Here is a 21,826-nt window from a genome sequence, read left to right on the forward strand (position 1 = left end):
ATAAAACTCCGTTTAATTTTTTGAATGAACATTTATAGAATAAAAAAATATTCGAAACATTCAATAAATTTAATAACTTTATATATAATAGTCTATTTTGTGAAATAATTAAAGGAATTTTATAAATATTATATATATATACATATTAATTATAAAAAAATCTTTTATAAGCCTTATAACTAATTAAAATAGTACACAAGAATAAATATTTTTGAAACAAAAACCTAAAACATTCAAAAAAATTCAAAATTTAACTTACTTTTTCTGTTTTTTTATTGAGCTTTTCTCTCTCTTTTAAATACGAATTGACTATGATAGATCTTGCTTCTTTTGCTCTACTTGTTTTTGCATTTGGAATATCTTTAAGTGGATAATCAATATTTAATTGTTCATATTTATTTATACCCATTCTATGATAAGGTAAAACATCAATACCAATTATATTAGAATAAGGGCTTAATAATACGCCCATATTAATAAAGTGTTCAGTACTATCTGTTATTGTTGGTACTAATACATGACGAATAATTACTTGAATATGTTTTTTATTCAATAAATTTAAAAATTCTAATGGTTTTTTCATAGATATTGTTGTTAATTCTTTGTGTTTAATATCATCACTATGTTTAATATCTAATAAAACCAAATCAGTATTTTTAAGTAAAGTAAGATATTTTTCTACATTATTATAATCAAAACATCCTGCGGAAGTATCCAAACAAGTATGAATACCTCTTTTTTTAGCTTCAGAAAATAAATTAGTTAAAAATTCTAATTGATATAAGGGTTCACCGCCAGTGACGGTCAACCCTCCATTTTTATAAAAATCTTTGTTTCTTTCATATTCATTCAAAATTTCATCTACAGACATATCTATACCGCCAGCTTTATTCCAAGTATCTGGATTGTGACAATATAAACATCTTAATGGACAACCTTGAAAAAATACTACTAATCTAATTCCAGGACCATCTACTGTGCCAAATGTTTCTATCGAATGAATTTTTCCCATTTATATTTCCTCGTGAAAAGTTCTAGAAATTACTTCATCTTGTTGCTCTTTTGTTAACTTATTAAAATTAACAGCATAACCAGAAACCCTAATTGTTAATTGAGGATATAATTCTGGATGTTTTTGTGCATCTAATAATGTTTCTTTTCTAAATACATTAACATTTAAATGATGTCCACCTTTTGTGGTGTATGCATCTAACATTGTAACTAAATTATCTATTTGAGCTTCACTAACTTTCATAATTCTTTCTCCTAATCTTTAATCAGTTTCTATTTCACAAGCACATGCTAATGGCTTATTATAAGTTATTTCTATATCATCATCTTTTCCTAAAGCCTCAGGAATTATAGAAAAAGTATTGGATATACCATCTTGTGCTTCATTAAATGGAAGTTTTGCTACTGAGCTTAAAGAAGCAATAGCTCCTTTTTTATCTCTATGATGCATAGGATTGGCTCCAGGAGCAAATGCTACTCCACCTTTCCTTCCATCTGGTGTTGAACCTGTGGCTTTCCCATATACAACATTACTTGTTATTGTTAATAATGATGTTGTTGCAATACTATTTCTATATGTTTGATTTTGTCTTACATATTTCATAAAAATTTTTACAACATTTCTAGCTATTGAGTCTACACGATCATCATCATTACCAAATTTTGGAAAATCACCTTCAATTTCATATTCTTGAGCTATATTATCCTCATCTCTAATAACTTTTACTTTAGCATATTTTATAGCAGATAAAGAATCAGCTACTACAGATAAACCGGCGATACCAGTTGCAAAATATCTTTTTATTTCTTTATCGTGTAAAGCCATTTGAATTCTTTCATAAGAATATTTGTCATGCATATAATGAATTATGTTTAAGGTATTAACGTAAACTTGAGCTAGCCATTTAATCATATCTTCATATTTAGCTATTACTTCATTATAATCCAAATATTCACTTGAAATTGGCTTATAACTTGGGCCAACCTGGACTTTAGTTTTTTCATCAATTCCACCATTTATTGCATATAATAAACATTTAGCTAAATTAGCTCTAGCACCAAAAAATTGCATTTCTTTACCTACTTTCATAGATGAAACACAACAAGCTATTGCATAATCATCGCCATGAGTTACTCTCATTAAATCATCATTTTCATACTGAATAGATGAAGAAAGTATTGAAGTTTTTGCACAGAATTTTTTAAAATTAGATGGTAAATTAACACTCCATAAAACTGTTAGATTTGGTTCTGGAGCTGTGCCTAAGGTGCTCAATGTATGTAAATATCTATAACTCATCTTAGTTACTAATGGTCTTCCATCAATACCCATACCACCAATTGATTCAGTAACCCAAGTTGGATCACCAGAAAATAATTCATTATATTCAGGAGTTCTAGCAAATTTTACTAATCTCAATTTCATAATAAAATGATCAACTAACTCTTGAATTTCTTTTTCATTAAATACATTTTCTTCTAAATCTCTAGTAGCATAAATATCTATAAAAGTTGAAGTTCTACCTAAACTCATTGCAGCACCATTTTGTTCTTTAACTGCTGCTAAATAACCAAAATATAACCACTGTATAGCTTCTTTAGTATTACTAGCTGGTTGACTAATATCAAAACCATAATTATTTGCAAGAATTTTTAATTCTTTAAGTGCTCTAATTTGTTCGCTTAATTCTTCTCTATCTCTAATATTATCCTCACTCATAATAGTGGAAACAGAATCTTTTTCATCAATTTTTTGATTAATTAAATAATCTATACCATATAAAGCAACTCTCCTATAATCACCTATTATTCTTCCTCTTCCATAAGCATCAGGTAATCCAGTAATTATATGAGAACTACGACATTTTCTCATTTCTTCAGTATATACATCAAATACACCAGCATTATGAGTTTTTCTATAATAAGTATAAAAATCTTTTATTTGAGGATCAATTGTATAATTATTTTCGGATAAAGCTTTTTCTGCCATTCTAATACCACCATTTGGTTGTAAAGATCTTTTAAAAGGTTTATCAGTTTGAAATCCAACTATTTTTTCTTTAGACTTATCTAAGTATCCTGGATTATGACTAGTAATAGTAGATATGATATCAGTATCCATATCTAATACACCACCATTAGCTCTTTCCTCTTCATTCAATTTTAGAACTTGTGACCATAACTTTTCAGTATCTTCTGTTGGTCCTTCTAAAAATGTTGAATCACCTAAATATGGTGTATAATTTTTTTGAATAAAATCTCTAACATTAATTTCATTCTTCCAAGTATTACCTTTAAAATTTCTCCATGGCTCTTTATTCATTTTATACTCCAGAAATTTATTTTAGTTAACTTTATCTAACTTCGAGTGTAAGATACTAAAAATACCAATATAAATCAACTATCAAATAAATATGGACACATAAATAAATAAAACCAAACAGATAATTATAAATTAGAATATAACAAAATAAAGCTAATAATATGAATTTTTTATATAATTAAATACCAATATACTTATTTATATGAAAAGTAGAAAATAAAATATATTTTTTTAATTGATTTCATAGAGAATAAAGCAAAGAAAAATAATCATTATTTTTTGAAAAAAAATACTGCTGTATTTACTAATAGAAAATACAGCAGTTAGTTATAATAATCAATTACTAAAAATTATAAAACATAAGGAACTTTTAAATTATGAGATTGGTAGACAATAAAGGTTTCAACATCCGCTACTTCATCAATTTTTCCAATTTCGTTTTTAAAGAAATCTAATAATGTCATATCATCTTCTTCGTTTAAAATTAATTGAACCATCAAATCATAACGCCCAGTAACTACAGCAACAGAAACAACACCTCTTAAAGCAGCAAATTCAATTGCTTTCTTATCTAAATCAAGAGTGTTTAATTTAACTCCCATCATTACAACTTGTAAACCAGGAATTAGTTCTGGATCTACTAAGCCAGTTACTGAAAGGATTCCTTCTTCAATAAGCTTATTAACTCTAGAACGTACAGTGTTCTCAGTTATACCTTGATTTTCTGCAATAGAACTAAATGGCTTTCTGCCGTCAATTAAATCACGAATTATTTGCTTATTTGTATCGTCTACTTTTTTAATCATAATTATTAACCATTCTTCCTTTCAAATTCTTTCATAAATTGAGCTAAAGCTTCTACATCTTCTTTAGGACAAGCATTATATACACTAGCTCTTAAACCACCAACACTTCTGTGACCCTTAAGACCTAACATACCTTCTTTAGTTGCTTCTTCAATGAATTTCTTTTCTAAATCTTCACTTTGAGCTCTAAATACAATATTCATTCTAGATCTGTATTTTGGATCAACTGGAGAAGTATAGAATGAAGATGAATCAAGAACATTATAAATAATGTTACTCTTTTCAATTGCTCTATCTAACATACCTTGAGCACCACCATTCTTCTTAACCCATTCTAATACTAATTTAACACCCCAAATTGAGAAAACTGGAGGAGTATTGAATAAACCATTACCAGAAGAATGCTTAGCATAGTTAAGATAATTAGTTAAGTTTGAATTTTGTCTTTCAAGCATATCTTTCTTCATAATAATAAATGTAGCACCAGCAGGACCTAAGTTCTTTTGAACACCACCATAAATCATTGAGAAATTATTTACGTCAACTGGACGAGATAAAATATCAGAAGACATATCAGCAATTAATGGAACATCACCTGTAGTTGGGAAATCTTGCCATTCGATACCTCCAATTGTTTCATTTGAACATAAATAAAGGTATGAAGAGTTTTCAGAAGGTTTAACAGTCTTTGGATCAGGTAAAGTTGTAAACTTAGAATCTGTTCCATCAAAATAGTAATTAACTTTACCAATTTTTTCTGCATCTTGACCAGCTTTGTTTGCCCATGTACCACTTTTGATATAATCAGCAACTGTTCCAGGACGTAAGAAGTTTGTAGGAATCATTGTGAATTGTAATGTAGCTCCACCACCTAAGAAATAAACATCATAATCATCACTGATGCCTAATAATTCTCTAAATAGATTTTGAGCATCTGCATACATTTTTGAGAACATTGCACCACGGTGAGATGTTTCAATCATTGATTGTCCATTACCTTCATAATCTTTGATTTCTCTTTGGATTGTATCTAATACTTCAATAGGTAATACTGATGGACCTGCGAAAAAATTTAATTTACGTGACATCTTAAAGCTTTCCTCCCTTAGAAAGTTCTTCAATAATTGCATATGTTTCTTCACCGATACGCAATAAATTTTCTTTAGTATTTGCACCAACGTGTGGTGTTAAAATTACTTTTTCTTGTTTTAAAATTGGATAATCTTCACTTGGAGGATCACTTGGATATACATCTGTACAATAAAGAGCAACTTTACCAGTTTCTAAAGCAGCACACATATCATCAGCATCAACTACAGGACCACGACAAGTATTAATTACTACAGGAACTTTGGAACAATTTGATAACATTTTAGCATCAATCATACCACGAGTTTCATCAGTTAAAGGCATATGTAATGAAACATAATCTGCATCTTTTATTGCTTCTTCAGGTGTTGCTTTCATTTCAGCTTTATCACTAGTTGCAACATATTTATCATATGCAACTACTTTCATACCAAAAGCTGCAGCTCTTTCAGCAACTTTTTGTGCAATATTACCAATACCAAATAAACATAAAGTTTTACCATATAATTCAGTTCTTTTGATTTGTTTCTTTAACCACTTACCTTCTTTCATACCATTATTGTATTCAATTAAATGTGAAGGTGCAGCAATTAAATGAGCCATAACAAGTTCTGCTACAGCAACAGAAGAAGCTTTTGGTGTATTACGAACAATAATACCTTTTGATTCAGCATAAGCTTTATCAATATTATCGATACCAACACCACCTCTAATAATAAGCTTTAGATTTGGAGCTTGATCAATATATTCTTTTGTACATGTTGTTTTTGAACGGACAAGCACAACGTTTGCTTCACTGAGTCTAGCTTTATCATCAGTAACTTCGCCAAATACTGATAATTTTGTAGCCAATGAATCATCAAAAGCGTCAGAAATTAGAATTAACATAATTAACCTCTTTTTTTAGTTATTTAAAACATCTATTTTTTTGATTCTAGAATAAATTATATTGGTGAATTTGTCAATTTTTTTTTAAATTTTTTTGTTATTACTAAATAAAAGTTGAAATAATTTATAATAAACTTTTTTTTAAAAATTATATTTAAATATTTTTTATTAAAAAAATTGATAAAAGAAAACCGCCTAGTATTACACTAAGCGGGAAGTTTCCTTAATAAGATTTTGAAGCATGTAATTTTCTTGCTTTCTTTAATTGTTTACGAGCATTAGCTTTCTTCTTTCTATTAAGAATGGTGGATGGCTTTTCGAAGTACTCTCTTTTTTTGTACTCACGGATAATACCTTCTTTTTCTACTAAACGTTTAAAACGTTTAATTGATTTTTCTAAAGGTTCGTTATCATCAACTTTAATATATGCCATTCAAAATCACCTCCTTCCCTCTTTCTTGCATTGGGACGTATTTTGTTATTATTATTTCTAACATTTGTGAATATATAAAAAATAAAATTTTTATTCAACAGTATTTTAGACAATAATAAAATTTAATTAACTTTTTTTAGCTAATTTTTATATTTTTAACATTAGAACTATGTTTTATATCGATTATTGATAATTGAATTGAGTCAGCGTTTTTAAAACTATTTATTCCCATTTTAAAAACTAAATCAACAAAATCATTTTTATTAAAACTTTCTTCAACTAATTTACCACCATTCCAAAAAATACATGGCCATTTATAGTTGTTATAGGATATTACAAGTTTAATATTACGACTTCCATTACTACCACCATTTATAAAGTAATAATCACTTAATAATGCCTTTTCAATATGAAAAACTAAAGGATTATTATTTTGACCATATGGTTCAAATCTTTCAACAATTTTTAATAATTCTGGACTAAAGTCTTTTTCACTAATTGTACAATCAATATCTATGCTATCTTCATCATCACAATCCACATCATCCATTGTATATAGTTTTTCTTCAACTTGCTTGATAAATTGATTTAAATTATTCTTTTCTAAAGAAAATCCCCCAGCATGTGCATGACCACCAAAATTTAATAATAAAGATTCAAATTGTTTTAAGAATTTAGTTATATGGAAACCTTTTGGTGATCTCATACTACCAGTTAAAGTTCCATCTTCATTATCACAAAGCACCATACTAGGGCTTTTAAAGTTATTCATAAGTCTTGAGGCCATTAAACCAGTTATCCCTTTTACAACTTTTGTGTCTTTTACCAATACTAGTTTTGAACCAAATTTCTCAAAATTATCCTTAGCTTCATTTTGCATGCTATGCCAAGCTTCATCTCCAAGTTTTTGACGTTCCTTATTAAAAAATAATAAATCATTAGCAAATTTCTCTATATCTGTTTGTTCTTGGGCTAAAAACATTTGAATTGCAACTTTAGCATTACCTAATCTACCTGCTGAATTTATTGTTGGGGAAATATTCCAACCTATATGAGTTGTATTAATCTTTTTGTTAAGTAGCTTTGCATTTACTAATAATGGCAATAAAGATTTTCTTGGATTCTCACTTAAGACTTTTAAACCTCTTCTTACTATTATTCTATTTTCATCTTCCATTGGCATCATATCAGCAACTGTTCCTATTGCTACTAAATCTAAAACTTTATCAAAATCACTTGATAAACCTTTATTTGTTTGGAAAATCAAAGAATTAAACATCCCCATAAGTACATCTAATTCATCTTTTATAATTTCACTATATTTACCACTTTTTGATACTTCAGATAAAGCAAATAAACTTTTATTTTTTAAGCCAGGAAAAGTTTGATTTAATATGGGTCTAAGGTCTTGTAAGAAAATATCAATTTTTGAATTAAATGCTTTACTTAATTGTTTTCTCTCAACCTCTTCATCTAAAACTATAATGGGAACACCACAATTAATAAATTCAATGATTTTACTTTGGGTAGGAAGAATTAAATCAGGATTAATGATTTCAATAGTTCTATCTAGAACAACTAGATTTCTTACTTTTATTGCTTGAATAATAACAGTATCGTTACCGGGTTGAGCATGTAATAATATATAATCTTCATTAAAGTATTGTGTGTTTGCAAATCTTAGAGCCCAAATAAATTTTGCAGTTACTCCACATCCAGCTAAATGCTCAAATGGATAAGTAGAATCTTTTTTCTTTGGATCTATTATTGAATAAGCAGGAGGTAAAACTTCACCGCTTATGTGATGATCTAGAACAATAGTATCTATATATAAAGAATTTGCAAACTCAATTTCTTCAACTTCGCTAATACCACAGTCAACAGTAATTATTAAGGAAACGCCATCATCTTTAGCTTTTTGGACTTTTTCCTTAGTCATACCATAAGGATCAGTGCCATCAGGTACGGTATAAGAAACATCAACCCCAAGATTTTTTAATTCATCAACTAAAATTACAGTGCTTGTAATACCATCAACATCTTTATCTCCGAAAACTCGAATTTTTTCTTTGGATTCAATTGCATCTAAAACTCTTTCAATAGCATTTTCCATGTCTTTAAATTCAAATGGACTATGCAAAAATAATAAATCATTTTCTAAATAATATTTAACTTGTTCTCTTTCAACAATTCTTCTTCTAGCTAGAATTGAACATGTAAACAAATCAACTTTATAGCGATTTGATAATTGTTTTACTTCTTCAATATCTATACTCTTTTTTAACCAATTCATATATTCCCTTTATTTAATTATACACGCTTAAACTTTTTAATGGATACCCTATTATTACAGTTATCCAGCGAATCATATATGCTTTTATTCTTTGTGCAGTTGATTCAAATAATTCTACTTTAATTGCATCTTCTAATTCTAAATCAAGTGTATAGGATAAATACTTCCTCGCTTTTGGGGGTAATATAATATTAGAAGAATTGGAACAATCTTTACAACTAGGTACGCTTAAAGAATCAGAAAAATATAATATTTCATCTGCTTCATATCTTTTATCACAACTTGGACAATGATTGAAATCTTCAAAGAACCCATGATCTTTAATCATTCTTAGTATAAATTGTATCAAAATAATATCTTCATTTATTGTTGAATCTTCTAATAAATCTAAACACTTAGTAAATAAATTATAAGAAAAAGCAAAATTATCTATATATGTTTTTAATAATATTTCACTCATTAAAGATGCACAAACAACTTTAGAAAATTCAGTTGATATTAAATCATGATCACTAATTAATTTTACATCTTTAAGAATATATTGTTTTTTAGTTGGATTATGGTATAAAAAAAATTGCCCTTCTTGAAATCTAAAGGCTTTAGGAGCTTTCTTACTGGTTTTCGCACCAAACGCTCGAACATTAATTAACCCTAAATCAAGGCTAAGTAATGTTAAATTCATATTATTTACTCCATCGCGTCTTGAATGTAAAACAATTGCTTGAGTAATAATATCTCTATCCATAAATCCTCCACACACACAATAAAAACTAAACAACAACTAGTCAACAAAAAAAATCATTTTTATTTATATAAAAAAATATAGAAAAGCATTTAGTCTTATGATATTATAACATTATTATGGAGATAAAAAAACGCCTATCAATTTTTCTTATTTTATTTTTTTGTGTTAGTGTAAATATTTTTTCTTTAAATATTACTAAAACTCCATTAACTAACCCTTTTCCAAGCCAAGAAAATTTAAATAATTTTACAAAAACTACATCACTAGATGATTATGATTTATCTGAACTTGATGATACAAAAATTTCTTTAATAACAATTACTCCAGGAAAAGAAATATATAGTTGGTTTGGCCATTCTGCTATTTTAATTGAGCAGAAGAACAAAAAAGCTATTGTATACGATTATGGTGTATTTAGTTTTAATAGTGATAATTTTTATGAACATTTTTTAGAAGGCAAAATGTATTATCTTTTAATACCATCTTATGCTGATTCTAGATTACAAGTTGCTATTGATGAAGATAGAACTGTATCCAAAGTTGAATTAAATATCCCAAATGAAAAGAAAATTGATATAATTAATTTTTTAAATTATAATTCTCAAAGTGATAATAATACATATTTATATGATTTTTATACTGATAACTGTGCTACGAGAATTAGAGATATTTTTAATTGGGCAACAGATAATGAATTTAAACAATGGGCTCAAAATCAATATACACCTTTTTCATTTAGAGATTTATCAATAAAACAATTAGATAATTCTTTATTTGTGAATTGGGTTTTAAATTCTTTTTTAGGGCCAAGTTGTGATGTAAAAAATTCTGCTTGGGAAAATATGTTTTCACCGGAATTTTTAGAAAAATCTATTATGGAATATGAGGGATTTAATGCAAATAAAACAATTATTTATTCAAGCAACACCTCTACCCCATTTAATGAATTTAGAAGAACAAAGCATCACCTACTTTTTTATAGTGCAATAGGATTATTATTAGGTTTAATCGGATTATTGTTAAAAACATTTAAACAAGATAATGAATTAGCTTTATATGGAATCTTTAATTCAATAATTTTATTATTCCTCTTAATAATTTCATTATTTATATTTTATTTTGTATTCTTTTCAAATATTCAGCCAACTTATAATAATGAGAATATATTCTTTTTTAATCCTATTATATATTTAATATTGTTTATATCTTCATTAACAACAATTAGTTCTAAAAAAGATTCAACTTTTAGACTTTTTGTATTTGAGAAATTAATTTCACTTTATAGCTTATATTTAATTGTTTTTATTGTTCTAAAAAACATTTTGACTACTAATCTTTATCAACAAAATTATACAATTATATTGCCATTATTTTTATTCTTTTCTATTCAAGGAATATTACTTACAACAAAGAGGTAAATCATGAGCAATTCAATTATTGCAAACAATTTTTTAATTCTATCAATAGCAGCTTTTTTCTTAGGTTTAGATAAAGGAGGTTTTAGGAATTTATCAGTTGTTTGCATGTATCTACTTCTTACATTCATTCCTTCAAAACAAGTTATTGGTATTTTAGCTCCTATTTTTCTATTAGGCGATATTCTACCAATTATTATTTATAGAAAACATATTAATTTTAAAGCAGTAAAATATTTTGTTCCACTAGCAATCATAGGAATAATTATAACAAGTTTCTTTGCATCCTTTATTGATGATAGAGTTTTTACAATCTTTATTTCATTTTTCTTATTGTTAATGGTAATTATGATTACTTATCAAGAGATTAAAAAATATATTGATTATAAAAAAGGTATTGTAGTTGAATTAAAACCTTTAAATAAACCAATTACACTCTTTCTATCTTTTTTATCAGGAGTATCAACTATTTCAAACGCTGCTGGGTCTATTGTTTGTCTTTATTTTTTGAGACAAACCAAAGAAAAGAAAGAGTTTGTAGGTTCTACAGCTTTATTTTTCATTTCATTAAATATTACAAAAACTATAATTTTTGCTCTTTTTTGGAAAAATATTAACATTGAAACACTAACAATTACTGCTTCAATGTTACCAGGATTACTAGTTGGTTTATTAGCATCTATTGGTTTAATAAAAATAATACCACAAAAAATATATAATTTTATTGTGATATTAAGTGTTTATTACATAATTGTTGTATTATTTATCAATAACCTATTTTAATTATTCCTTTTTTAACAGAGGTACTGTTATACAACCATCGCTAAGTAAACTTAATGATGCATTGCTACCTTTTATTTTTAAGGCTTCATCAATAGCTTCTTGAATTGAATTAAAAGGTTTAATAAAAATATTTTCCCATAATTGATCTTCTAATTCACTAACAACCCAAATATCTGCCCAAGTCATAATTTCTGCCATTTTACCAGCTTTGTGATATCCTAATTTATAATTTTTATAAATGCTTTCTAAAACAGCTTTAGGTGTTGTAGATGATTTTAATAAATCATAAAAAGCTTTTTCTCCTACCCCTTCTTTACATGCTGAAATTAAAATTAGAATTCCATTTTCTTTTAGTGCAAGTTTTCCATTATCAATGGCTTTTTGAGATTGATATAAATCAATATCCATTGGAGAGGATGCAACCGATACAACAATGTCACTTTTTTCTTTTATTTCAAAAGTAAAAACTTCATTTGCCTTTTCTATTGCTGCATCAAAACTATCAATTATATTACCAGTTGTTATTTCATATATTTGATGATCTCTATCCATTACACTCATTATAGAAAACATTGGTTTATCTTTAAGCAAGTTTAAAACATCCACCATATCTAAATGCACTGGATTGTCTTTTAAATTCAAAGCTTTTGCTCTTGGATCTAAAGCTCTCTTGTGATTTGCTTCAATTGATTTATAGGAAGCAACACCAGGCATTATTGCTTTTCTTCCACCTGTATAACCAGCAAAATAATGAGGCTCAACACTTCCTATTATAATTAGTGCATCATTTAAGAGCACCTCTTTATTAATAACTAAAGGGGTATTGGCTCTACTTGTTCCAATATATTGCAAATCTTCATCTTTTCTAGCTTCATGAGAAACAATTTTATCTCTTAAATAACTATATGTATTTCCTAAAATTTTTTTTATTTCATTATCATTTGCAATCCTATGAACTCCAGTTGCAACCATGATTTTAATTTGTTTTTTATTTATTAATGGATAAATAGTTTCTAAAATTTGTGCTGTTGGTGTTGGGCGGGTTCCATCATTTACTATAATTAAAATCTTTTCTTTATCAGCAATAAATTTATCTAATTTTTCACTGTTAAAAGGATGATTTAATCCGACATTAACAATTTCATGTTGATCTTTTTTCTCAACATCCTTTGGTGAAATAATTACGCTATTGTCTGGAATTTGTACATCAACAACTTCATCATTATATTTAATTTTATATTTCATAATTTTCTCCGAAAAAAAAGAAGTGAAAGAAATATAACTTCCTTCACTTCTAAGTTATTTATATATACCCCAGCTATATTGAATTTTCCATAGCTGTAATTAAAGGAAGCTTTTTACCTGATAAATATCTAACCATTGCACCACCAGCAGTACATATATAGCTCATTTTTGAAGGATCTGTGAATTTTACTGTTGCAGTAACACTATCCCCACCTCCAACAACACTGAATCCATTAGAATTAGCTATTGCTTGTAATAAAGCTTTAGTACCATTTTCTAATACTGGATTTTCATACATACCAGCAGGTCCATTTACAAAAATAGTTTTTGCATTTGAAATTAACATTGAATAAGAACTAATTGTTTTTTCACCAATATCAGCAAAAAGTTTATCTTTAATCTCTTCATTAATGTTTATACAAATTCTCTTACCATTTTCTTCGTAAACTAAATCAACAGGAGTCTCTATTCTGTCTCCAAATTTATCTAATAGAGTTTTTGCTTCATCTACAAAATTAATTAAGCCTCTATCATTTAAGAATTTATCAACAGCGGCTCCCAAATATATTGATTTAGCTATAAGAAAAACTTCACCTGTTACCCCACAAGTTAGTATTTTATCTGCAATATTTTTGGATAGAACTTCTTCCATCATTGAAAAAGCATCAGAAATTTTTGCTCCACCTAAAACAAATATGCAAGGAGATGCAGGATTACTCATTACCTTTTTCAAAGTTGATACTTCATCGAAAAATAAAAATCCAGCAGCACTAGGTAAAATTTTCTGGAAAGCTACCATGCTTGGAGCATTTCTATGAGCTGCAGAAAAAGCATCATTTACATAAATATCAAAATGAGGGGCTAAAGATCTTACTAAATAAGTATTTAACATTTGCTCATCTGTCAATTTAACACTGTTTTCAAAAGTTGAAAGTTCTTCACCTAAATATCTCAAATTACCTAGAATAATAAATTCACCACATTTTAAATTATTAATCTTTTCAATAGCTGCAGGACCACAGACATCATCAATATAGTGAACTTTAGTTTTCAGTTTTTCTGACAAAATCTGTGCATGCTCTTCAAGAGGTATTAGATTTTGATAATCTAAAGTGTCCCCTTGATGAGCAATTATTGCAACTTTTGCATTATGATCTTTTAAATAATTTAAAGTTTTTAATGATTTATCAATTCTATTAGTATTAACAATTTTTTTTGTTTTTACATCTATTGGAGAGTTAATATCGAGTCTAAGTAAAACTTTTTTATTGTTTATATCTACTTCTTCAATTGATTTAAACCCTAAATTATTATTCATTATTTCATTCCTAAATATTTGTTTGTTGCCTTTGTTCCCTCTTCACGAGTTTCTTGCATTCTTAGTGCAGCTCTAATACCATCAATATTTTCTGGAATAACAACTGCTTCTTGTGGTATATTAATTGCAAACATAATATCATCCCCACTATTAACAATTGATTCTTTAAATACAGCTATTTCATACATGTCTCCTCTTGTATGACCTAAATCTCTAGCATATTTAAATAATGAAGCATTGCCTAAGAATCCATCTTCTCTACTAACAACTCTAATTCTAGGATGTGCATTAAAAATTTCTAATAATTCATCTTTTGTCATTTTTGACTTTGTTGAAACAACAGGAGTAATAATATGACCATGAGTAACTGGTGTATGTACTAAAATACCTGTTGCATCAATATGTGGCATTATAGTCATCAAGTCTAAAGCTTGATGATTTGGTGCAGGAGCAACTTCTAAAGCGTTAGTCAAACCTCTATGATAATCACCAGGATCTGCTACTCTTCTAATAATTGTAATAGCTGTTTTTTTAACACCAACAGCCCTATCAATAGCATCAATTGCTCTGATTAAACCTGTAGTATTACAGCTAGTTAATTTTAGATATTGTGCTCCTAAGCCTTTCTCATAATTTGCATAACCATGGAAGAAAATATCTGCTACATCATTTTTTTCTCCACCTTGGAAAATTGCTTTAGTATTATATTTTTCATATAATTTTTTATTCATTGCCCCAATACCAGCATTTGTAGCATCCAGCATAATATCAACTTCTTGAACTAATTCTTCTATTGTTCCACTTACTGGAATATGTTTATCAGTTAATAAATTCTTTTTATCTGGTGCTGCAGTAAAAAGTTTATAAGGCATACCTTTTTCATATAAAGCTTGTATTGGAAGTGTTGGAGCTACATCAGCTACTCCTACTAATTCCATATCTTCTTGAAGTTCAACCCCATCAGCTAACCTTTGACCAATAGTACCGTAACCGGCTACGCCTACTTTAACTTTTTTCATAAATATTTACTCCTTAACGAATTTTGTCTAATTCTTCTTTTACAAATTTTAAAAGTATAGAATCGACTTCTAAATCTTTAAGATTTTTTGAAGTACTACATCTACCTTTTTCCATTAATGATTGATAAACCTCACAAATGTAATCGACAGCTTTATCAGGATCTATAATTCCTGTATTAATAATCATGTCAAAATTATTTGTATCTTGATAATTAAATCTAAAATCTGATTCTACAAATTGTTTTCTGACCTTATCGTTTTCTATAACATGTGCATAAGCTTCTTCATAACTCATTTCATGTTCAGCCATCTGACGCTTTACGCGGATTTCTATTGGTGCTTTTGTTCTAACATTTAATACATCATTATAATTTTCAAAAATACCAAAACCACCACGACCAACAATTACTACATTATCAGCTTTACCAATTGCCTCTTCTGTTCTTGCTAAGAAATCAATTGTTTGTTCTCTAATTGTAAGAAACTTGTCCCAGAAAGTTGGAGTTTCATCATAAACTTCTTTAAATGCACTAAAACCATATTCACGCATGACTCTTGAAATAAAAACCTTGTCTGCATAAGCCATATGTAGTCTTTCAGCTACTTTTCTTCCGATGTAAGTACCTTCGCTACCCATTTTTCTTGAAATTGTGATGACGCCCATATTTTCCTCCTTGTTATGAGAGTGCTACTTCACTTATCAAAACAGGTCTATGCTCTTTTAATGATTTTGTTGCTGCTAGAGCTATTTCTACTGGTCTAACTGCATCTTCAATTCCACATTTTATTGGAGCATTATTTTGAACTGAATTGATAAAATCAATAATCTCGTTAGCATATGAATCAATGTATCGATCTAAGAAGAAATAAAGTGGTTTTTCTGATTCAACGCTATCTTTAGAACTAACTTCAACAAGGCTCTTTCTATCATTTTCTACTTTTGCACAACCTTTAGAACCGAAGACTTCTGTTCGTTGATCATAACCATAAACAGCTTGTCTTGAATTATCGATGATAGCGAGAGCACCATTTTCCATAGTTAGCATTACCATCGCTGTATCAACATCACCAGCTTTTCCTATTTCTGGATCAATTAGAACAGCACCTGTTGCATAAACTTCTTTAACTTCACTGCCACTTAAGAATCGAACCATATCAAAATCATGAATCATCATATCTAGGAATATTCCACCAGATACTTTTACGTATTCAGGATTTGGAGGTTCAGGATCTCTAGAAGTAATTTTTATAATATGGACATCACCCACTTTATTTTCCATTACAGCAGCACGTACAGCACTATGGTTGTGATCAAAGCGCCTATTAAATCCAATTTGGAAAAGTACTTCATTTTCTCTAACAACATCCATTGTCTTTTTAATTCTAAGCAAATCAGTATCAACTGGCTTTTCACAGAATATGTGTTTTTTTGCCTTGGCTGCAGCTTGGATTAACTCAGTATGGGTATCAGTTGGAGAACAAATTATTACAGCTTCGATATCCTTATGATTTATTATATCATACGGATCGCGATATGTTTCATTAATTCCTCTATTTTTTGCCCAATTTTCTAAATCTTCGTTCATAAAAGGGTCTGCTAAAGCAACAATAGTTGCATTTGGTACTAAATTAGTAATACTTTGAATATGTACTTTACCAATTCTACCCCCACCAATAATTCCAACTTTTAATTTTTCCATTTTTTTCTCCTACAACCCTGTATTTTCTCTAATATACTTTCTTGCTCTAATTGCATATTCTAAAGGATTTGCTTTTGCAGGATCTTGTTCAGCTTCTACAACCATCCATCCTTGATAATCATGTTCTTCTAAAATTTTAAATATTGATGGGAAATCAATACAACCATCACCTGGTATTGTAAAAGCACCAGCTCTTACAGCATCTAAAAAGCTCAATTTTTCTTTTTTAACTTTTTCAACTACTTCAGGTCTTATATCTTTTAAATGGACATGAGCAACTCTATCTACAAATAATTTTAATGCTTCAACTGGATCTTCACCTGAAAAAGCAAAATGACCAGAATCAAAGGTTAGATAAACATATTCTTTATCTGTTAAGTCCATAAGTTTCTTTGTTTCAGCAATAGTTTGACAACCTGTACCCATATGATGATGGTAAGATAATTTGAAACCTCTTTGCTTAGCTATTTTTCCTAAAGCATTTAAACCTGTTGCAACTTTTTCCCATTGTTCATCACTGAAAATAGGTTTTTCATCAAAAACACTTAATGCTTTACCTTGAATGCTATTACCTTGTTCTGCAGGCCCAATTACTTTTGCTCCCATTGCTTCAAGAAAATTTAACTGTGCATCAAATTTTGCAATATTTTCATTTAAATCTTCTGTAGTTAAAAAGCTACTAAACCATTGGTTACAAATACTAATTCCTCTTAGATCTAACATTGGTTTTAAAATTTTAGGATCTTTTGGATATTTATTACCAACTTCACTACCGGTGAAACCTGCTAAAGCCATTTCGCTTACACATTGTTCAAATGTGTTTTCTCTGCCTAAATCAGGTAAATCATCGTTTGTCCAAGCAATAGGTGCTATTGCTAATTTAACTTTATTACTGTCCATATATAAACCTCATATAATTTATTTAAAAATTAATATTTTTTAGTTTTTTTAATTTCTTTTTGTAATTGGGAATAGGCCTCAACTACACTTGGTTTTTCTGATACTTCAGGAGTACCAACTCTCCACCAACTCTCATAAGAGCCACTCATAGAATCTTCATCTACCTTAATATCTATTAGTGTTGATTTTTTACTTGCTTTAGCTTCAACTAAAGCTTTTCGTAATTCTTCACTGTTATGAACAGTCCAAACATCACAACCATATCCTTTAGCAATCATTGCATAAGATACTTGCAATCTTTTTCCTGAGGCATCAATTCTATTTGATTCATCACCTCTATAAACTAATTCACAACCAAACTTTGGAATTCCTTGAGATCTTTGTAAATTATCTATACATCCAAAACCATTATTATCGAAAAGCATTATGTTAATTTTGATTTTATTTTCTAAAGCTGTTAATAATTCAGAATGAAGCATGACAAAACTTGCATCACCAACCATTGAATAAACTTCAACATCTGGAGCTGCTAACTTTACGCCTAAAGAGCCACTAACTTCATAGCCCATACAAGAATATCCATATTCCATATGATAAGTTTCTCTTTCATAAGCTCTCCAAACTCTTTGCATATCTCCAGGGAGAGAGCCGGAAGCTCCAACTACTATGCTATTTTTATCAAATAATTCTTCATTCATTATTCCTAAAGCACGTAATTGTGAATATCTATTATTAGGACCTAATTCACTAGTATAAAGTCTATCTACCTCTTTATCCCAAGTTTCCTTAATTTCTTTTATTTCATTGGTATATGCAGCTTTATATGAAATTTCATCTAATTTTCTACTAAGGGCTTCTAAACCTTTTTTAGCATCACAAATTAAAGGAATTGCATCCATTTTAACTGCATCAAAATCATTTACATTTATAGAAATTATTTTTACATTTTCATTTTGGAATAACCATTTACTTGAAGTAGTAAAATCACTTAGTCTTGTTCCAACTGCAATTACTACATCAGCATTTTTAGCGATTCTATTAGCAGCTAAACCACCAGTTACTCCTATTCCACCTAAATTCATTGGATGAGTAAATTCTACAGCGCTTTTTCCAGCCTGAGTTTCGCCAAATGGAATATTATATTTTGATGCAAAGTTAGCAAAGGTATCACCACATTCACTAAATCTAACACCACCACCACAAATCATAATTGGATTTTTACTATCTTTTAGAACTTTAATAGCTTCATTTACAACAGATTCGTTTGCATCAACTCTATCTATGTAATGAACTTTTTTTTCAAAAAATTCTACAGGATAATCATATGCTTCTCCTTGAACATCTTGTGGCAAAGCAACACATACAGCACCAGTATTAACAGGAGATGTTAAAACTCTCATTGCATGAATTAAGGCACTCATGATTTGTTCAGGTCTATAAATTCTATCAAAATATCTACAAACTGGCTTAAAAGCATCATTAGATGTTATACCAAAATCATGGAATTGTTCTAATTGTTGTAAAACAGGATCTGGTTGTCTGCAAGCAAATACATCACCAGGAAATAATAAAACTGGAATTCTATTGGTAGTTGCTAAAGCAGCTGCTGTTACCATATTCATAGCACCAGGGCCAATTGAAGATGTAACTGCCATAATTTTTTTTCTATTATTTTGTTTTGCATATGCTATTGCTGCATGGCCCATTCCTTGCTCATTACAACCTTTATAAAATTTAAGACTATGATTGTTTTGTTCTAAGGCTTCACCTAAACCAACAACACAACCGTGACCAAATATACCAAAAACTCCGTTAACAAACTTTTCTTCTTTGTTATCAAATGATACATATTGATTATCAAGAAATTTTACTATTGCTTGTCCAACAGATAACCTAATTGTTTTATTCATTATCACCCTCCTATTTCTCAAATTTTCTTTCTGGCCAGATTTTTACATCTTTATCTAACAACCATTGATGCTCTTTTCTATAATATCGAGTAGTTGGAAGCCATTTTTCATCTTCTAAATGAGGAATCATCCAAATGTAATACATTGCATAACCTGGAGCAGCTACTTGAGAATGAGTTGTATCAGGATGAATTAAGGAAGTATCCCCATCTTTAACAATGAAAGCATTATCATCTAGCATTGAAACGCCAAAACCTTGTTTTGGGAAAAATCTATAATGATAAATTTCAGGTTGTGGATGATCATGAGGAGGATAACTTGAAAACTTACCAGGATGATTTATAACTTCACCTAAAACCATATTTGAATAAGGAGCAATTTCTCCATCAAAAACAGTTCTAACACTTCTAATTGAAGTATTGTTTAAAACATCTTTTCCAAAAATATCTGTTCTTACATTTTCTTTGTTATATAATTTTGTAGGGAAAGAGTTTTCATTTACACATCTTTCAACACAAAGTTCTGAATCCTCTAATGCAATAATCTCAACTTCAACTTTATTTGCTACATGAAGAACTATTGGTTCTTCATCAAAACAAGAAAATCTTGAAGCATCAGTAGTTTTATCTTCGTATTTAAATTGTACAGATCCAGTAATCAATAAATATGCTCTTTCTAGATTTAAATCAGATTTGTATTTTTCACCTTTATCTAATTTTAAAATGCCAAAATCTAAAAGCATTTCTTTATTCTTACCATTTAATTCAGTAATAGGATTATAGCCTGTTACAAATTCTTTTTTCTTCTTTTCAATCATTTCTTCTTCCTAAAATATTATTCAAACATCAAATGCAAACGTTTGTATAACTTTATTTTTAATAAATAATCTTAATCTTTAATTACTTATAAAATTTTCTAATTAAATTTATATAGTCCTGGGGTATTAATTAATTCAACTTGTTCAAACTTATGACTAACTAAAGCTTTAGCAGCAACTTCAGTAGTTTTTAATGCTACATAGCCATCAAATGCACTAGCCATTTGCAATTCGCAATCATGATTTAAATATGCGATCCAATTTTCCATTTCATCAATATATGATTGTTCAAAATATTTTCTATAATCGCTTGTTAATCCCTCACTATATTTATTGTTTGTTTTTATGGAAATGTTATTATTATTTGAATAATCAACAACTCCTTGTTGGCAAACTACTTGAGCCATTACTTCGTATCCATAACGTGCATTTACAAATACTTCAATATTAGCCATTTTATTGTTTTGCATTATTATATTTAATAGCAATAAATCAGCACAATCTTCATTTAATAAATGATTACTTTTAATTCCAACAACACTTATTTCTTTTGGTCTGGAATTTAGTAAAAATGAAGAAATATCTACATCATGTCCTGCAGAATTATTTAATATAAAAGCTGAATTTGCTTCATAAAATGCTTTATCGTTTCTATGCAATCCCTTATATAACAAACTATCTCCAAGATGCATATTATCCAGAACGTGTTTTATTTGTAGAAAATTTTTATCAAATCTTCTATTAAACCCTAAGGCAATATATTTTTTATTTAATTGAATTTCTTGATTTACTATATCTAAGGCTTTTTTACTATCCAAAGCGATTGGTTTTTCACAAAATACTAATTTCTTATTTGCTAAACATCCTTTTAATAATTCATAATGAGATGAATCTGGAGAAGCAATTAATACTGCATCCACATTAATATCTTCAATCAACATAAAAGGATCCGTAAAAAATTTAATATTTTTCAAACCTTTATTAATTAAAGTTTCATAGCCATTTTTATTTATATCAGATACAGCAACAATATTAGCATTTTTACATTTTAATATATTGTTCGCATGGTATAGTCCCATAGAACCAAGTCCAATTATTCCTATATTTGCCATAATTATCTACCTAAGTACT

18 protein-coding genes and 1 pseudogene are annotated in these 21,826 nt (G+C 28.5%); 2 read left to right on the forward strand and 17 right to left on the reverse strand.

From position 1 onward, the window contains the following. Nucleotides 1-250 precede the first annotated feature (250 nt). The 8 genes and pseudogenes from pflA to recO all read right to left on the reverse strand — a co-directional run bounded on the left by pflA (nucleotide 251) and on the right by recO (nucleotide 9,588). Nucleotides 251-1,012 (reverse strand): pyruvate formate-lyase-activating protein, encoded by a 762-nt coding sequence (pflA, locus tag ACZ5RS_RS10675; RefSeq protein ID WP_464635247.1) that lies wholly within the window; start codon nucleotides 1,010-1,012, stop codon nucleotides 251-253. After that, a pseudogene (gene pflB / locus ACZ5RS_RS10680) lies at nucleotides 1,013-3,334 on the reverse strand (formate C-acetyltransferase). A 350-nt stretch (nucleotides 3,335-3,684) separates the two neighbouring features. After that, nucleotides 3,685-4,140, reverse strand: a complete 456-nt coding sequence (locus tag ACZ5RS_RS10685; protein ID WP_464635249.1) for an Lrp/AsnC family transcriptional regulator — start codon at nucleotides 4,138-4,140, stop codon at nucleotides 3,685-3,687. Between the two features lie 5 nt (nucleotides 4,141-4,145). Continuing rightward, a complete protein-coding gene (gene serC, locus ACZ5RS_RS10690) occupies nucleotides 4,146-5,228 on the reverse strand; it encodes a 3-phosphoserine/phosphohydroxythreonine transaminase (RefSeq protein WP_464635251.1) in 1,083 nt (360 codons plus the stop codon). A gap of 1 nt (nucleotide 5,229) precedes the next feature. After that, complete coding sequence (locus ACZ5RS_RS10695) at nucleotides 5,230-6,117, reverse strand: NAD(P)-dependent oxidoreductase (protein WP_464635253.1); 888 nt, start codon at nucleotides 6,115-6,117, stop codon at nucleotides 5,230-5,232. A gap of 223 nt (nucleotides 6,118-6,340) precedes the next feature. After that, entirely contained in the window at nucleotides 6,341-6,550 is a 210-nt protein-coding gene (rpsU, locus tag ACZ5RS_RS10700) for a 30S ribosomal protein S21 (protein WP_464635255.1), read from the reverse strand. Nucleotides 6,551-6,686: 136 nt separating this feature from the next. After that, nucleotides 6,687-8,843 (reverse strand): single-stranded-DNA-specific exonuclease RecJ, encoded by a 2,157-nt coding sequence (gene recJ / locus ACZ5RS_RS10705; RefSeq protein WP_464635257.1) that lies wholly within the window; start codon nucleotides 8,841-8,843, stop codon nucleotides 6,687-6,689. A gap of 13 nt (nucleotides 8,844-8,856) precedes the next feature. Further along, nucleotides 8,857-9,588 (reverse strand): DNA repair protein RecO, encoded by a 732-nt coding sequence (gene recO / locus ACZ5RS_RS10710; RefSeq protein WP_464635259.1) that lies wholly within the window; start codon nucleotides 9,586-9,588, stop codon nucleotides 8,857-8,859. 116 nt (nucleotides 9,589-9,704) lie between these two features. On the opposite strand from recO, the gene ACZ5RS_RS10715 reads away from it, so the two are divergent. Further along, nucleotides 9,705-11,006 carry a lipoprotein N-acyltransferase Lnb domain-containing protein gene (locus ACZ5RS_RS10715; protein WP_464635261.1) on the forward strand — a complete coding sequence of 434 codons (1,302 nt, stop codon included), beginning with the start codon at nucleotides 9,705-9,707 and terminating at the stop codon, nucleotides 11,004-11,006. 3 nt (nucleotides 11,007-11,009) lie between these two features. Further along, entirely contained in the window at nucleotides 11,010-11,786 is a 777-nt protein-coding gene (locus ACZ5RS_RS10720; protein ID WP_464635263.1) for a sulfite exporter TauE/SafE family protein, read from the forward strand. Here the strand turns inward: ACZ5RS_RS10720 and ACZ5RS_RS10725 are convergent, their stop codons facing one another. From ACZ5RS_RS10725 to ACZ5RS_RS10765, 9 genes are all read right to left on the reverse strand, one after another. Beyond that, nucleotides 11,787-13,031, reverse strand: a complete 1,245-nt coding sequence (locus ACZ5RS_RS10725; RefSeq protein WP_464635265.1) for a nickel-dependent lactate racemase family protein — start codon at nucleotides 13,029-13,031, stop codon at nucleotides 11,787-11,789. A 73-nt stretch (nucleotides 13,032-13,104) separates the two neighbouring features. Continuing rightward, a complete protein-coding gene (locus ACZ5RS_RS10730; protein WP_464635267.1) occupies nucleotides 13,105-14,349 on the reverse strand; it encodes a phosphoglycerate kinase in 1,245 nt (414 codons plus the stop codon). Next, a complete protein-coding gene (locus ACZ5RS_RS10735; RefSeq protein WP_464635269.1) occupies nucleotides 14,349-15,368 on the reverse strand; it encodes a type II glyceraldehyde-3-phosphate dehydrogenase in 1,020 nt (339 codons plus the stop codon). The genes ACZ5RS_RS10730 and ACZ5RS_RS10735 overlap by 1 nt, the downstream gene beginning before the upstream one ends. Nucleotides 15,369-15,381: 13 nt before the next feature. Next, on the reverse strand, nucleotides 15,382-16,032 hold the full coding sequence (locus tag ACZ5RS_RS10740; protein WP_464635271.1) for a cytidylate kinase-like family protein: 651 nt from the start codon (nucleotides 16,030-16,032) through the stop codon (nucleotides 15,382-15,384). Between the two features lie 13 nt (nucleotides 16,033-16,045). After that, on the reverse strand, nucleotides 16,046-17,068 hold the full coding sequence (gene iolG, locus ACZ5RS_RS10745) for an inositol 2-dehydrogenase (RefSeq protein ID WP_464635273.1): 1,023 nt from the start codon (nucleotides 17,066-17,068) through the stop codon (nucleotides 16,046-16,048). Nucleotides 17,069-17,077: 9 nt separating this feature from the next. After that, nucleotides 17,078-17,968 carry a myo-inosose-2 dehydratase gene (gene iolE / locus ACZ5RS_RS10750; RefSeq protein WP_464635275.1) on the reverse strand — a complete coding sequence of 297 codons (891 nt, stop codon included), beginning with the start codon at nucleotides 17,966-17,968 and terminating at the stop codon, nucleotides 17,078-17,080. A gap of 29 nt (nucleotides 17,969-17,997) precedes the next feature. Continuing rightward, on the reverse strand, nucleotides 17,998-19,878 hold the full coding sequence (gene iolD / locus ACZ5RS_RS10755; RefSeq protein WP_464635277.1) for a 3D-(3,5/4)-trihydroxycyclohexane-1,2-dione acylhydrolase (decyclizing): 1,881 nt from the start codon (nucleotides 19,876-19,878) through the stop codon (nucleotides 17,998-18,000). A 10-nt stretch (nucleotides 19,879-19,888) separates the two neighbouring features. Then, nucleotides 19,889-20,695: a 5-deoxy-glucuronate isomerase gene (locus ACZ5RS_RS10760; protein WP_464635279.1), complete on the reverse strand. Its 807-nt coding sequence runs from the start codon at nucleotides 20,693-20,695 to the stop codon at nucleotides 19,889-19,891. A 98-nt stretch (nucleotides 20,696-20,793) separates the two neighbouring features. After that, a complete protein-coding gene (locus ACZ5RS_RS10765) occupies nucleotides 20,794-21,807 on the reverse strand; it encodes a Gfo/Idh/MocA family protein (protein WP_464635281.1) in 1,014 nt (337 codons plus the stop codon). Between the last annotated feature and the right edge of the window lie 19 nt (nucleotides 21,808-21,826).

This window comes from Pleomorphochaeta caudata (assembly GCF_055395745.1).

What these genes read in the sequence shown, in the direction of transcription:
- pflA (WP_464635247.1), bottom strand. Translation starts at nt 1,012, where the DNA reads ATGGGAAAAATTCATTCGATAGAAACATTTGGCACAGTAGATGGTCCT.
- ACZ5RS_RS10685 (WP_464635249.1), bottom strand. Translation starts at nt 4,140, where the DNA reads ATGATTAAAAAAGTAGACGATACAAATAAGCAAATAATTCGTGATTTA.
- serC (WP_464635251.1), bottom strand. Translation starts at nt 5,228, where the DNA reads ATGTCACGTAAATTAAATTTTTTCGCAGGTCCATCAGTATTACCTATT.
- ACZ5RS_RS10695 (WP_464635253.1), bottom strand. Translation starts at nt 6,117, where the DNA reads ATGTTAATTCTAATTTCTGACGCTTTTGATGATTCATTGGCTACAAAA.
- rpsU (WP_464635255.1), bottom strand. Translation starts at nt 6,550, where the DNA reads ATGGCATATATTAAAGTTGATGATAACGAACCTTTAGAAAAATCAATT.
- recJ (WP_464635257.1), bottom strand. Translation starts at nt 8,843, where the DNA reads ATGAATTGGTTAAAAAAGAGTATAGATATTGAAGAAGTAAAACAATTA.
- recO (WP_464635259.1), bottom strand. Translation starts at nt 9,588, where the DNA reads ATGGATAGAGATATTATTACTCAAGCAATTGTTTTACATTCAAGACGC.
- ACZ5RS_RS10715 (WP_464635261.1), top strand. Translation starts at nt 9,705, where the DNA reads ATGGAGATAAAAAAACGCCTATCAATTTTTCTTATTTTATTTTTTTGT.
- ACZ5RS_RS10720 (WP_464635263.1), top strand. Translation starts at nt 11,010, where the DNA reads ATGAGCAATTCAATTATTGCAAACAATTTTTTAATTCTATCAATAGCA.
- ACZ5RS_RS10725 (WP_464635265.1), bottom strand. Translation starts at nt 13,031, where the DNA reads ATGAAATATAAAATTAAATATAATGATGAAGTTGTTGATGTACAAATT.
- ACZ5RS_RS10730 (WP_464635267.1), bottom strand. Translation starts at nt 14,349, where the DNA reads ATGAATAATAATTTAGGGTTTAAATCAATTGAAGAAGTAGATATAAAC.
- ACZ5RS_RS10735 (WP_464635269.1), bottom strand. Translation starts at nt 15,368, where the DNA reads ATGAAAAAAGTTAAAGTAGGCGTAGCCGGTTACGGTACTATTGGTCAA.
- ACZ5RS_RS10740 (WP_464635271.1), bottom strand. Translation starts at nt 16,032, where the DNA reads ATGGGCGTCATCACAATTTCAAGAAAAATGGGTAGCGAAGGTACTTAC.
- iolG (WP_464635273.1), bottom strand. Translation starts at nt 17,068, where the DNA reads ATGGAAAAATTAAAAGTTGGAATTATTGGTGGGGGTAGAATTGGTAAA.
- iolE (WP_464635275.1), bottom strand. Translation starts at nt 17,968, where the DNA reads ATGGACAGTAATAAAGTTAAATTAGCAATAGCACCTATTGCTTGGACA.
- iolD (WP_464635277.1), bottom strand. Translation starts at nt 19,878, where the DNA reads ATGAATAAAACAATTAGGTTATCTGTTGGACAAGCAATAGTAAAATTT.
- ACZ5RS_RS10760 (WP_464635279.1), bottom strand. Translation starts at nt 20,695, where the DNA reads ATGATTGAAAAGAAGAAAAAAGAATTTGTAACAGGCTATAATCCTATT.
- ACZ5RS_RS10765 (WP_464635281.1), bottom strand. Translation starts at nt 21,807, where the DNA reads ATGGCAAATATAGGAATAATTGGACTTGGTTCTATGGGACTATACCAT.